Raw genomic sequence first — 12117 nt, 5'->3', positions numbered from 1 at the left:
CGCTCAGACCGGCCGATTCTCGTTGCGGTTTTTCACGGGCTCCATCCTCTTTAGCCCTTCGTCGTACGAGATCTCCTCATAGGACAGGTCGAGATCCTTTGCGGCATCGAGGAGGTAATCAAGCTTGCCGCCCGGATCGAGCTTCTTGATGTCGTCCTTGTTGAGCCCGACCAGGTCCATCATCTCCTTCCAAACCGTGGATTCATCGCACGGTAGGACGTGGAAGCTAATATCACCGAACTTCACTCGGTACTTCGCCAGTAAATCAATGTTGTTGCAGAAGATGAAGTAGCTGCCGGTTGGGCTTAAGGCGCCGTCAAGGACGCTCGCGACGTCAGCAAGATAGGCGAAGGAATGCAGATAGCCGGCCAGCGCCGGAATAGTGCGTTCGCCGTCCTGTGCGATCGTCAACACCTGCTCAATCGAATAGTCTGGCGGCCGTTTCTCGTCCGCAACCTGAGTCTGGAATTTTAGTGCCACGTCGCCGCGAAAGCCGAACCGGCCCGGCTTGGTAGTCCCGCCTTTGAGTACGGCATTGAGCAGGCGGCCCTCCTTCTCAAGTCTGCCGAGTGCGGTGTTCTCGATTGCAGTCATTAAATTCTTCCTCGATCTAAACTCTTCCGACGCCTTGGCCGGTGCCAGATGCGATGCAAATTGCTTGCCGTCGCATGCGTAGCGGCCTTCGCCGCAGCTTAGAAGAAAACGCGTCAGTGGCTGCTAACACTCAGGGAGCCTGTCGGGAACCCGACACCGGTTTCAACGCCAACAGGCGCAATCCAAAAAAGTGAGCATCATCAAGCGGCTGCGCGCTGGCACGTGGCTTGCCCTTAGCAGCTAGATCGAAGCTGATGAGGGAAAGCCGTGATCAACCTGACGGATAGCGCAGTGAACGCAATCAAGAGCGCGATTTCATCGTCGACCCATCCTACCGGCGGTCTGCGCGTCATGATCGAAGCGGGCGGCTGCAATGGAGTCAAATACAAGATGGGTCTGGTCGAAGAACCGAAGCCTGACGACACCGTGATCGACTGCGATGGGCTGAAGGTGTTCGTCGATAACAAGAGCCGTGAGCATCTGATCGGCACGACCATCGATTTCGTGATGGCACTGGAGAGTTCTGGCTTTACGTTTCACAACCCGAACGCCACTGCGAACTGCTCATGCGGAAAATCGTTCAGCTGATGAAACAAATCGTTCAGCTGATGAGGAGGACATAGAAGCATGCCGGCCGAACCGAAACAACTGAGGCAATCGTCGCCCATTGCGACGGACCGAGAGCGTCGCATTCGCGGCGCCATCGAACGAGATTCGACCCACTCTGCGACGCGATGGTGGCGACTGTCACCTGATCGGGATCGATGGCAGCAGGGTCATGGTCAGGCTGTCCACTGCCCGCACGTTGCTGTAAGCTTTCGAACATGAGGAAAGGCATTCAGGCGCGGCTTGTCGAAAACTTGGCGAATTGGTGCGCCTGATCCCCGTCGCGGCTGCAGGCGAGGCAGTGGATTGAGCGAAATCGAATGCTGATTTACCTCGATAATAATGCAACGACTCGAACTGATCCATCCGTCGTGCAAGCCATGTTGCCTTTCTTCACCGAGCAATTCGGCAATGCCTCGTCCACGCATGCCTTTGGCAGCGAGGTCGCAGTCGCTGTGAGGCAGGCCCGGCGTAGCTTGCGTATCCTGCTAGGGAACGCATACGATCATGAAATCGTTTTCACCTCGGGAGGGACCGAGGGCAATAATGCCGCCATCCTCTCTGCGCTTGCGACACAGGAAGATCGCGACGAGATCGTCACCACCTCGGTAGAGCACTCCGCCGTTCTTGCGCTAACCGAGCAATTGGCGACAACAGGAGTCAAGACGCACATCGTACCCGTAGATTCCCGCGGTCGGCTCGACATCGAGGCGTTTCGCTGCGCACTCGGGCCACGCACAGCGATTGCCTCGGTTGTGTGGGCCAACAACGAGACAGGAACGATCTTTCCTGTGGAGCTTCTAGCCGAGTTGACTCGGGAGGCGGGCGCGCTGTTTCACACTGATGCGGTGCAGGCCATCGGTAAGGTGTGCGTGAACCTGAAGGACAGTGCGATCGACATGCTGTCGCTATCCGGGCACAAACTGCACGGCCCCAAGGGGATCGGCGCGCTATATTTGCGCAAAGGGACAGAATTCCGGCCGCTGATCTGCGGCGGATCACAGGAACGAGGGCGCCGAGGCGGGACTGAGAATATTCCCGGCATTGTCGGCCTGGGAAAAGCCGCCGAGCTTGCGGCGGAGCGGCTTGAACCCGAGCGCGATCGCATTGCCGCGTTGCGCGACCGTCTTGAGCAGGAAATCTTGAAGAATGGCGAGTGCGTTGTGCTCGGCGACACCAGCAATCGGTTGGCGAACACGGCCAATATTGCCTTCGACCATCTCGAAGGCGAAGCCATCGCCCACCATCTCGATCGGACGGGCATCGCTGTGTCGCTAGGATCAGCCTGCAGCTCCGGCTCCATGCAGCCATCGCATGTTCTGCGTGCCATGCAGCTGCCGCGGTGGCGGATGCACGGCGCCATTCGCTTTTCTCTGTCGCGTGAAACCTCCCTTGCGGAGGTCGATGAGGTGGTGTGCGCGGTGTCAGACATCGTGGCTCGCATGCGCGCCATCTCCCGCGTCACAGTCAGGGAGTAGATGTCGTGAAAATCATGATCCGCCGGTCTCCGGAGGGCCTGTCGATCTACGTGCCAAAAAAGGATCTCGAAGAGCCAATCGTAGAATCCGAGTACGAGACACTGTGGGGCGGCTGGATCAAAGTGGCTAATGGCTGGGTGCTCGATTTGCCCGAGATGGCGAGCGACACCCCGTTACCGATCACAATCAACGCTAAAAAACGGGGAGAGAACGGGGACGGTTCGTGAAGGCGCCTCCGCAGATCGAGTTCGTCGATAGGGCCGATGCAAAGGCGCTCGTGGACGTCGCTGCCGGCCTGAGGCCTTCGAGCATTGCTTCCAATCTCAGTCCTGGCCGCGCCGAATTGTCCAAGCCCGATGTGCCGACCACACCAGAGGCGTTTGCCGGCGTCTTCGCCAATAAGGTTTGCGTTGCCGCGGCCGGCTAGAGCCAATGCCTAGGCGTCGGCAGCAAACGTCAACCCGCCGTGACGGCATCGATGACACAGGCCTTTGCTCGGCAGTCGAGCCGACGCTGGGGCGAAGTACAGGGTATCACCCGCGTCGGCATTGGCGAGAATCGCTGGCATCGCGTTTACGATGCGGTTGGCCAAGAGTCGCCGGTGCCATGGCTGGGAGCTGGGCGACGGTGCTGCACAGTCTGACACCGCTTGCGAATGGGCTCCCTTGCGCGCTTGAGATACTGCTCACCATTGGTGGCATTGGAAAGCCCGGGATTCCCAGCTCGTATCGGCATATTGTGAGAGCCCAACGCGAGAAAACCCGTTCAGATGGAGTTCTGGCGAGCTGCGTGAGAATGAACGCGCAAGCCATGGAGCTCTGCGTGAGAATAATGACGTATCTGTCGCATCGCTAACAAGCGCATCATTGCTGTTCTTCTATGCGCCAGCGACGATCGCTTCCGCTAACTCGTTGGCGCATGGCTGCAATTTCATCGTCTCCGCCATGGCATGCAAGTTGCTACCCAGATTCTTGAGGCTCGCTCACGGATGGTCCTGGGTGGTCGATGATGCCTGCAGGGAAAAACGAAAATGAACGCGGTCGTCGAACGCGGAAAATATGTCAAAGCTGGAGTGGATAGCGGCACGATTATGCAGTCCGCCGGCTGCCGCGCTTCTGCCAAGACCGGGCAGGCGAGCTGCGGCTCGCAGGCAGGTCAACGCGATCTGCCGTCCGAAATTTGGGAAAAGGTTAAGAACCATCCCTGCTACAGCGAGGAAGCGCATCATCATTACGCCCGCATGCATGTTGCGGTCGCGCCTGCCTGCAACATCCAGTGCAATTACTGCAACCGAAAATACGACTGCGCTAATGAATCGCGTCCGGGCGTGGTGAGCGAGAAGCTCACTCCTGAGCAGGCGGTAAGAAAAGTGCTCGCGGTCGCGACTAGAATTCCGCAGATGACAGTGCTTGGCATCGCTGGTCCCGGCGATCCCCTCGCCAATCCAGCAAAGACGTTCAAGACGTTCGAGCTGGTCGCCAAGGCCGCCCCCGACATCAAACTGTGCCTGTCAACCAACGGATTGGCTCTGCTAGACCATATTGATACCATCGCCAGGTCCAAAATTGACCACGTCACCGTCACCATCAACATGGTCGATCCCGAAATCGGCGCCAAGATCTATCCGTGGATCTTCTTCAACCACAAGCGCTACACCGGCATCGACGCGGCAAAGATACTGACCGATCGCCAGCTGCAGGGCCTCGAGATGCTTAGCGAACGGGGTATCCTGTGCAAGGTCAATTCGGTGATGATTCCAAACATCAACGACGACCACCTCGTCGAGGTCAACAAGGCGGTCAAGTCGCGCGGTGCGTTCCTTCACAATATCATGCCCCTGATCTCCGCGCCCGAGCACGGCACAGTATTTGGCCTCAACGGTCAGCGCGGACCGACGGCGCAGGAGTTGAAGGCGCTGCAAGATGCTTGCGAAGGAGAGATAAAAATGATGCGGCATTGCCGCCAGTGCCGCGCCGATGCGGTTGGCCTACTCGGGGAAGATCGCAGCGCAGAGTTCACCACGGATCAGGTCATGAGAATGGACGTCCAATATGATTTGGAGATGCGCGAGGCATATCAGGGCAGGGTAGAGGATGAGCGTGCCGCCAAAGTAGCGGCCGCTCAAAAGGAGCTTGCGGAATTTGCCGGAGAGATGAGCGCGATTACTCTTCTAGTGGCCGTCGCAACCAAGGGCTCGGGGTTGATCAACGAGCACTTTGGGCATGCAAAGGAATTCCAGGTTTACGAACTTTCTACATCCGGTGCCAAATTCGTCGGGCACCGCCGTGTGGACGTTTATTGCCAGGGCGGTTATGGCGAGGAGGACAGGCTTTCCGCCATCATGCGCGGCATCCATGACTGCCACGCGGTCTTCGTGTCTAAGATCGGCGGCTGCCCGAAAAGCAATCTGATCAAGGCGGGGATCGAGCCGGTCGATCAATACGCCCATGAGTTCATTGAGAAGTCGGCGATCGCCTGGTTCAAATCCTATCTGGACAAGGTGAAGCGCGGGGAGTTCCAGCACGTGCGGCGAGGAGGCGCCGCGCTCCCGCAAGGATCTCTGATCTCTGCAGCGTAAGGGGAAATATGTGCCATTTAAGATCATCGCCTCGCAGTGTACGAGCTGCTCAGCCTGCGAACCCCTATGCCCGAACGTTGCTATCTCGGAAAAGGGAGGAAGCTTTGTCATTGAAGCGGCGAAATGCACTGAATGTGTTGGCCATTTCGACGAGCCGCAATGTGTCGCCGCCTGTCCAGTCGACAATACCTGCGTGGTTGACACATCCGTGCCTCGCTACCAGGCGCCAGCCTAAAGCGTGAACCCCATGATCGGCATGCCAACCAGTGGTGCTGAAAAGCATTGTAAGCTTCGTGCTGCGCGTTGGCGCCGGCATAGACGACGTTCGGTCCTCCATCACGCACGAGGACCGTGCTGGATTGCCCTCCGGCGTGCTGTTGCTGGTCGGCAGCACGTCCCTGGTGGGTATTTCATTCCGCGCGGCGATCCGAAGGCGCTTCGCGATGCCGCAGGAGGATGACGTGATCCAGGATCTCGCCTGGGCGAGGCGGCCCGCGCATCTCTGAAGGAGCGATGCATGAGGCGCGGCACATGAACAGCATCGTTCGCGACAGCGACGTCGTCGAGCTCAGCGATCCGCCTGTCTTCAGCTTTGGCCAAAAGGTGCGAGCCAATCGCACCATCCGCAATGATGGCACCTATCGAGGCAAGGAGATTGGCGACGTGTTAGTGAAGAAGGGAGAGGTGGGTTACGTCGTCTCGATCGGCACATTCCTGCAGCAATTCTACATCTACGGCGTCGAATATCTGGAAAGCGGTTACCGCGTTGGCATGAAACGCAAGGAACTAGAGCCGGCGGACGCCTGCGAGGAGGTCGATGATCTGCCATTGCCGGAGGAGTCATGACGCAGCGCGGCTCTCCGAAATATCGGCGGGGACAGCGGGTCAAGACCGCAGTCGACCTTATCAACGACGACTCATTTCCCGATACGAAGCCCGATGGAGTCTTGCTCGCCGCCGGAGCGATCGGTGAGATCATCAACGTCGCGATCCATACGGAAGCGAACGTGCCGATCTACATTGTCGATTTTGGTGATCAGCTGCTCATCGGCTGTCTTGAAGAAGAAATTACAGTGCTTTGAATGGAGGCGTCGCCATGAATGCTGCGCTGATGAGAAAGGCAAAGGCCGGGCTGGTGCCTCACCCCAACGAGCTCGATCGCAAGCGGATCGAGCACGGCTTAAGCTCGCGCAAACGCTATCTCTACGTCTCGCCCTACGTGACGCCGGTGAGGGGCGGCTACCTCGTCGAGAGCCCCTGTTGCTCGCGCAACATCGCCAAGGATGGCGCTCTCATCGATGTCGCGCTGCTTCTTTATGATGGCGTGAGCGGGATCTGGAAGCTGTTTCGTAAGAATCATGCGCGAGGAATCTGGGAACTTTACAGCCTTTACCATCGGTTGACCTCTGCAATCGACGAGTTGAATGCGGATCCGGAGCGTCTGTTCTGGCAATGACGAACCGTCTTTGACGAGTCATAGAGGAACCACGATCGCGCTTACCGCGGAGGAATTGATCGAAGTCGAGCGGCTGGCAGCTTGCTTGGGCGCGGCTTTATGCCTCGGATTTGACGAATCCGCCGTTCCGGCAGTATGCGCGTTTTCGACCTTCATCTGGTCGATGGATCGGATCGCTGCGTGCAGATTACGGCCGATCCGATACGGGCGATCGACATCGTGTTGGCCGAAGGGAATTTTGGGCGGTGAGCACTGAGCCAGCAGAGTATCGGCTTGATGGCGCGCACCCTGTGGAGGAGAATACATCATTCATTCCACTGTCCGATCCCGATATCACCGCCGCCGAGCTCTCGGCGTGGAGACGCTGCTGTGTTCGCAGCAATTCTCCAGCGGGCGGATGCACTCGACTTAACACCGCAAGAGAAAGCTCCAGGCGAGCGCGAAGAAGGACTGATCGATAGTAGAGGAGGCGCCGGGTCCAAGCCGCGGCTAGAGGCCCACGCGCCAAGGTGCAGGAAACCAAGCACATCACAGTTGAGATTCTTCGGTGACCACTCAAGATCATTAGAGTTAGCAAAAATAGGGGATCGCTATGAACTCGCAACAAGTCATCATCCACGTCCGCTTCGCTCCCAACGGGAGGGTGATCCAAATCAGCGAGCGTCCGGCGAAGCTCACGCCGAACCAGTGGTTTGATGTCCTCAACGCCCATGCCAGCTCGGCGTTTCGGCCGCTCGCTCGTGGCCGTGGGATTTTTCAGCTGACCCGGGCTGCGATTGAAGCCTTCAAGCAGCAAACTGCGAGGCCGGGATGAGCGAACCTATAATCGGCAATGTGATGAGCGGTCGCACCGAGGTTTTTGTCGTCTGCCAGGCCGATGCCATCGAGCGGAGTGGGGCAATGAGCGTTAGCCTGTCGCAGATTGATGATAGGGGCGAGCGCCGGCCGTTTTATTGTGGTGCGCACCTTCGGCAATGACTATTTTGGTTACGTCAATCGTTGTCCGCATGAGAGTGTCTGGCTGAACATCGGCTGCGGTGCGTGTTTCTCGGCGGACCGTTCCTTTCTCCGCTGCGGCTGGCACGGTGCAAGAGTCGAGATCGAAACTGGGGTGTGCATCGACGGCCCCTGAGATGGACAATCGCTTGACCCGGTAGCGCTCGCCGTGATCGAAGGTGATGTTTGCCTGTGCGGCGTCAAGCTGCTCAAGGACGATCGGTTTGCCGACCCCTTCGGAGACAGCGACGAAACCATGGATATCACGATCCACCCGGACTAACGGGCCTAGCGCTTTATTGTGCTCGAGCTGCCTGAGGCGCTTTGCCCTCGAATGAGGCCATTGTGCTCGTGAGCGCTGTTAGATGCGTGTCACAGCCTTTAACCTCCGTAGCACAGCCTTTAACCTCCGTAGCACCAAAGAGCTGCTCCTGCGCTGGCTCGCCAAATCGAGCCGGCAGGCGGGACATGCTTGCTACCGCCGCTGATATGTTTGAGCGGGAAATGCCCCCGGCGGCTGGAAGTTCGCCGAGGGCATCGTCTGGGCTTGGAGATGGCGGGACCCAGACTGACAGGATCGTCTGGGGATGAGGAACGACGATCCTGTGTCAGAAGGCCGGCCGGTACAGCTGGCTTTATTGCCTGCGCTGCAACTGGCGTGCCAAACGTCGGTTCGTGGGACGCTCTTAGCGAATGGCGCCACCATCGTCAGTTAGGGCTCGTTAGGAGCAAATGCATTAATGGCCGTGCTCGTTGTTTCGCACTTTCCACTGCACGCTCGTCTTGACGCGTATCGTGTGAAGCGTGGTCCCAATCGCGGGCCGCTGTGTTGCGGGTCTAGCATTGATTGCGACCGGCTTGGTCTGCTGCCGCAAAGGTGGCTCGGCGACTCTCGGGACAGACGGCATCTGTTGAGCAAACGACAGGTAGGCAGCGGCCGACCTAGCTTCAGGGCGAAAAAGATGCTGTGACCCGCGCCGGTCAATGCGGTGAGCAATGGCAGAACACGTGCTCGATTCACCACACCATCTTCGAGCTTCTCGCTAGACTGCTCGACGGTCATGAAGATCACTGCTCGTTCCAAGATATGATAGCGCAAGAGCTAGATAGAGTAGCCGAGCTTCAAGGTTATTCTGCGCACGGAAGGTTGAAGCGGGAGGTCAAACGCTATGCGAGGTTTGTCGTGTCCGAAACAGAAGCGAACGACATTGTCGCAACCTTCGCAACAATTGTGAGTCGCGCAAAGCAAGGGATCGTTGCAGAAAACGAAAGTTACGCATCTGGTGCGCAACTTGCTTTGGAGAAGTTGGACAGTGATGCCGGAGCGGAAAGACCGGAATGAGGGCAGAAGAGGTTGGAACTGATCAAGGGGGCTCCTCTGGTCGCGAGAATATCTATCACTGATCTAGCGACGACAATCACGATGGCGCCCACCCATTTCGCCTGCTTTCTCAAGCGCGAGTGGAAATGTTAGCATCGATTGGTTGATGCGCTGTTAGAATTGTGGGGGCGATGTGCTCGCAACCCAGGCTCTTTTCAGATGAAGCCCATTGACTCAGGATAGGCAGGCGCATGAACTCAGAAACCGAATTCGAGCTTCCTCAGCTTTATAGGCATCATGTCTTTGCCTGCAACACGCAGCGTCCGCCAACTCATCCGCACGGCAGCTGTGGCGCCTCCGGCGCGCAAGCCCTATGGGATCGGATGGCCAAGGCGATCGAAGCGCAAGGTCTCAAGGATATTGGCTTCACGATGGCAGGCTGCCTTGGCTTTTGTAACTCTGGTCCCTTGATGGTCGTCTATCCCGATGGAGTGTGGTACCGCGGGACCACGCCTGAGGATGTTGACGAACTACCACCTCAAGCAGGGCAAACGTGTCGACCGCCTTGTGATGGTGCTGAAGCGAAGCTAGAGGCGTCGATTAGCTGCCACTTGCCCGGGCTAACAAGCATCGACGGCCTGTCCGACGATGAGCTGGCGGCTCGGAACTCAGATCGTCTGAGGGTTGAGCGTAGCCATCACGCTTCGGATGTGAGAACAGCAAGTCATTCAAGTTGCCGCCGCGTGCCGCCATTCTTCTCCGGCGCAATCTGCAAATGGCGCCTTTGCAACGCGCGACCAGTAAGAATATGAACATATGCTGGGTCGATCTGGTCGTGTACGGTCACTCCATACTGCACGATCGGTAGCTCACAGAGAGCAGCGCTGCGAATAGCTCTCCGCATCTCGCGAGATGACGCATTCTTGACGCGTCATCTCGTTCTGCTTGCACTGCGGTAAGGCTAGGGGACGCGCTCGATGAGATCGCCGCGTCTCCCTTCATCAAACGGACTCCCCGTTTTGATCCTGTTCTAGCGCTAAAACTTGTATGTGACGCCGCCGCTGACGAGCCATGGGTCGATGTTGGCACGCCCGGTGACGGCAATCGCATTGTTTACGATCGCGGAGTACTCTGGCCGCAGCCACAGCTTCTTCACGTCAAAGTTGAGGCCCCAGTTACGATCAAGCATGTAATCGAAACCGAATTGGACCGCCGCGCCGAACTGGTTGCTGATGCGCAAATCCGTCACTGCAAGACCGGCGAGAGACGTATTGGCTGCCGATTGATTGAAGAATGCGGTGTAGTTGATGCCCGCGCCGATATAGGGCTTGAGCGCGCCGAAATCGGTGAAGTGATATTGCAGGGTCAGTGTTGGCGGCAACAGCCAGGCTTTGCCGATATCGAGGCCAGTGAGCGCGCCATTGCCGCTGATGTGATGGCTGGTCACGCCGAGAATGAGTTCGGCGGCAACGTTCTTTGTGAAGAAGTAGGTGATGTCGAGCTCGGGTATGGCTTGATCGCTGATTGATAGCCCAGAAGTTGGTGAGGACAGCGAGGGCGCCCCGGCGACGTTGACCGTGCTGCCTGCGGTATCTGGCAAAACGCCAAGCACGCGCAGGCGGATCATCCATGGATTAGAGGGTTCAATCGGAGGCGCTTTATAGTAGATCGGCGCCCGAGCCAGATCCGCAGCCTGTGCCGGGATGCTGGCCAACGAGGTCGCTAAGGCGAGCAGCGATGCTATCGTCGTAACTGTCCTTGTTCTCATCGAATTCTCCATTCCAAAGTCCGCGCGAAGAGCCGCGCGAGATCTCTGTCACACAGGGCGGGTGAGGGAGGATTTGACGTCGATCAAAATGGGAACGGCCATAAGGCAATTAAGTCGCTAAGTTGCTTAAGGATCACGCCCGCGAAGGGTGGTGGTCTGTTCTCATTCTTATTCAGTTCAAGAGAGACAGATCTCTTCAAAAAACCACGTCTCTGATCGCTGCTCTGATCCAACCCAGGCCGCGGAGTTCATGCGTGATAAAGGGGCGTAACTGCTGCGGCCTCTCACCCACTGGAACGGTGAGAAGAACGGCATTCGAGCGTAGTATACGGATGCCCGTTACAGAGCAGTCACTCGCGCAGGCCCGTGTCAGCGAAGGCCTCGTCGCCTATTTCCCGCGTAGGTCGGAAGGTGGAAACGTCATCTTTGCCTCGCTTGATGTGCTGGAGGTACGGTCCGCTGTTTTCTCACGTCTGCGGGCAACGCGTGCGGTTTGCGTCGTGTAAGCATCCCTCCAGATCATCTTGCGACGTGCGGCCAAGCAGGGACAGCAAGGGCTCATGTCCAGCACATCGTGCCCCGCCTACATCGATCAGCGGTCGTCGTATCAGGAGCGGATCGCCCACCATCAATGTGAGTGCGCTTGCCGCGTCGATAGTATCTGGATTGACTTCGCCTGACTTAATACGGGGCGCAGCTCGGTTGAACCAGAAGTCGACGGGCATGTTGCCGAAGAAGCCGCGCAAATCCTCCGCATCCCATGGCTGTTTCAAGATGTCTCGGGCGATCACGTCGTGGCCGGCGGACTTAAGCGCTCGAATCTGACGCGCGTTGGTGGCGCAGCCGGGCTTCTGATAAAAGATGATTGTCGCCATGACATACCTATGTAGGTGCGTTGAGCTGAACGCTTGGCATGGGGGTGCTACTCTCGAGAGTTGATCCGAGTTTATAGCCGATCATCTCAAATGCGGGCGGGCCAAGCGCCGTACCGTATATGCAACTCTTGCCGCTGGTGCGCCAGGTTTCCAGTCCGAGCGGCATATTCAGTGTCCTCAAGCCGGAGCAAGTTCCGTTCCGCACCTGAAGCCATCGGAACAGGTCACGCTAAATCTGCTTTTCGCGTTGATGGTTGTGGTCGTTGTTAGTTTTCTGACAGCCACGCAGATCGAAAACGCCCAGAGCCTCACTCACCGGCCGCCTGTTTTAGAAACGTAATCAGAAGCTTAGGGAGCACGGGCAAGCGTTGGCACGGCGGTTGCTGATAAGCGGCAGCAACACTGAGTGAGGGCTGAGTGCACGTCGACGCGTAAGACGAGCGAT

Annotated in this window: 17 protein-coding genes and 1 pseudogene; 15 read left to right on the top strand and 3 right to left on the bottom strand. The window is 57.7% G+C overall.

From position 1 onward, the window contains the following. Positions 1-3: 3 nt before the first annotated feature. A complete protein-coding gene (locus tag EAV90_RS14615; RefSeq protein ID WP_129143744.1) occupies positions 4-594 on the bottom strand; it encodes a hypothetical protein in 591 nt (196 codons plus the stop codon). Between the two features lie 267 nt (positions 595-861). On the opposite strand from EAV90_RS14615, the gene EAV90_RS14610 reads away from it, so the two are divergent. The 15 genes and pseudogenes from EAV90_RS14610 to EAV90_RS14535 all read left to right on the top strand — a co-directional run bounded on the left by EAV90_RS14610 (position 862) and on the right by EAV90_RS14535 (position 9620). Next, complete coding sequence (locus tag EAV90_RS14610) at positions 862-1182, top strand: HesB/IscA family protein (RefSeq protein WP_129143743.1); 321 nt, start codon at positions 862-864, stop codon at positions 1180-1182. 79 nt (positions 1183-1261) lie between these two features. Beyond that, on the top strand, positions 1262-1408 hold the full coding sequence (locus EAV90_RS40545) for a NifU family protein (protein WP_245509517.1): 147 nt from the start codon (positions 1262-1264) through the stop codon (positions 1406-1408). A 112-nt stretch (positions 1409-1520) separates the two neighbouring features. After that, positions 1521-2678: a cysteine desulfurase NifS gene (nifS, locus tag EAV90_RS14600; RefSeq protein WP_129143742.1), complete on the top strand. Its 1158-nt coding sequence runs from the start codon at positions 1521-1523 to the stop codon at positions 2676-2678. 5 nt (positions 2679-2683) lie between these two features. Then, the gene (nifT, locus tag EAV90_RS14595; RefSeq protein WP_122405479.1) at positions 2684-2905 is read left to right on the top strand and encodes a putative nitrogen fixation protein NifT; all 222 of its coding nucleotides are present in this window, start codon (positions 2684-2686) and stop codon (positions 2903-2905) included. Further along, positions 2902-3105 carry a hypothetical protein gene (locus EAV90_RS14590; RefSeq protein WP_129143741.1) on the top strand — a complete coding sequence of 68 codons (204 nt, stop codon included), beginning with the start codon at positions 2902-2904 and terminating at the stop codon, positions 3103-3105. The genes nifT and EAV90_RS14590 overlap by 4 nt, the downstream gene beginning before the upstream one ends. A gap of 603 nt (positions 3106-3708) precedes the next feature. After that, positions 3709-5256 (top strand): nitrogenase cofactor biosynthesis protein NifB, encoded by a 1548-nt coding sequence (gene nifB / locus EAV90_RS14585; protein WP_164936939.1) that lies wholly within the window; start codon positions 3709-3711, stop codon positions 5254-5256. Between the two features lie 10 nt (positions 5257-5266). After that, positions 5267-5491: a 4Fe-4S binding protein gene (locus EAV90_RS14580; RefSeq protein WP_129143740.1), complete on the top strand. Its 225-nt coding sequence runs from the start codon at positions 5267-5269 to the stop codon at positions 5489-5491. A 34-nt stretch (positions 5492-5525) separates the two neighbouring features. Beyond that, positions 5526-5762, top strand: a complete 237-nt coding sequence (locus EAV90_RS14575; RefSeq protein WP_129143739.1) for a hypothetical protein — start codon at positions 5526-5528, stop codon at positions 5760-5762. 25 nt (positions 5763-5787) lie between these two features. Then, a complete protein-coding gene (locus tag EAV90_RS14570) occupies positions 5788-6102 on the top strand; it encodes a nitrogen fixation protein NifZ (RefSeq protein ID WP_122405475.1) in 315 nt (104 codons plus the stop codon). After that, positions 6099-6338: a nitrogen fixation protein NifZ gene (locus tag EAV90_RS14565; protein WP_122405474.1), complete on the top strand. Its 240-nt coding sequence runs from the start codon at positions 6099-6101 to the stop codon at positions 6336-6338. The genes EAV90_RS14570 and EAV90_RS14565 overlap by 4 nt, the downstream gene beginning before the upstream one ends. Before the next feature lie 14 nt (positions 6339-6352). Next, entirely contained in the window at positions 6353-6712 is a 360-nt protein-coding gene (locus EAV90_RS14560; protein ID WP_129143738.1) for a DUF3024 domain-containing protein, read from the top strand. Between the two features lie 592 nt (positions 6713-7304). Then, complete coding sequence (locus tag EAV90_RS14550; protein ID WP_129143737.1) at positions 7305-7526, top strand: hypothetical protein; 222 nt, start codon at positions 7305-7307, stop codon at positions 7524-7526. Positions 7527-7637: 111 nt separating this feature from the next. Further along, on the top strand, positions 7638-7844 hold the full coding sequence (locus EAV90_RS41685; protein ID WP_430644729.1) for a Rieske (2Fe-2S) protein: 207 nt from the start codon (positions 7638-7640) through the stop codon (positions 7842-7844). Positions 7845-8675: 831 nt separating this feature from the next. Further along, positions 8676-9050: a hypothetical protein gene (locus tag EAV90_RS14540; protein ID WP_129143736.1), complete on the top strand. Its 375-nt coding sequence runs from the start codon at positions 8676-8678 to the stop codon at positions 9048-9050. Positions 9051-9280: 230 nt separating this feature from the next. Beyond that, a pseudogene (locus EAV90_RS14535) lies at positions 9281-9620 on the top strand ((2Fe-2S) ferredoxin domain-containing protein). A gap of 445 nt (positions 9621-10065) precedes the next feature. Here the strand turns inward: EAV90_RS14535 and EAV90_RS14530 are convergent. Beyond that, on the bottom strand, positions 10066-10809 hold the full coding sequence (locus tag EAV90_RS14530) for an OmpW/AlkL family protein (protein ID WP_164936938.1): 744 nt from the start codon (positions 10807-10809) through the stop codon (positions 10066-10068). A gap of 455 nt (positions 10810-11264) precedes the next feature. Further along, positions 11265-11672 (bottom strand): thioredoxin domain-containing protein, encoded by a 408-nt coding sequence (locus EAV90_RS14525; RefSeq protein WP_129143735.1) that lies wholly within the window; start codon positions 11670-11672, stop codon positions 11265-11267. Positions 11673-12117: the final 445 nt, after the last annotated feature.

Source organism: Bradyrhizobium vignae (assembly GCF_004114425.1).
In the GTDB taxonomy this organism is placed as follows: domain Bacteria; phylum Pseudomonadota; class Alphaproteobacteria; order Rhizobiales; family Xanthobacteraceae; genus Bradyrhizobium; species Bradyrhizobium vignae.
The sequence above is the reverse complement of the archived record's forward strand: the minus strand, read 5'-3'. Positions and strand labels throughout refer to the sequence as shown.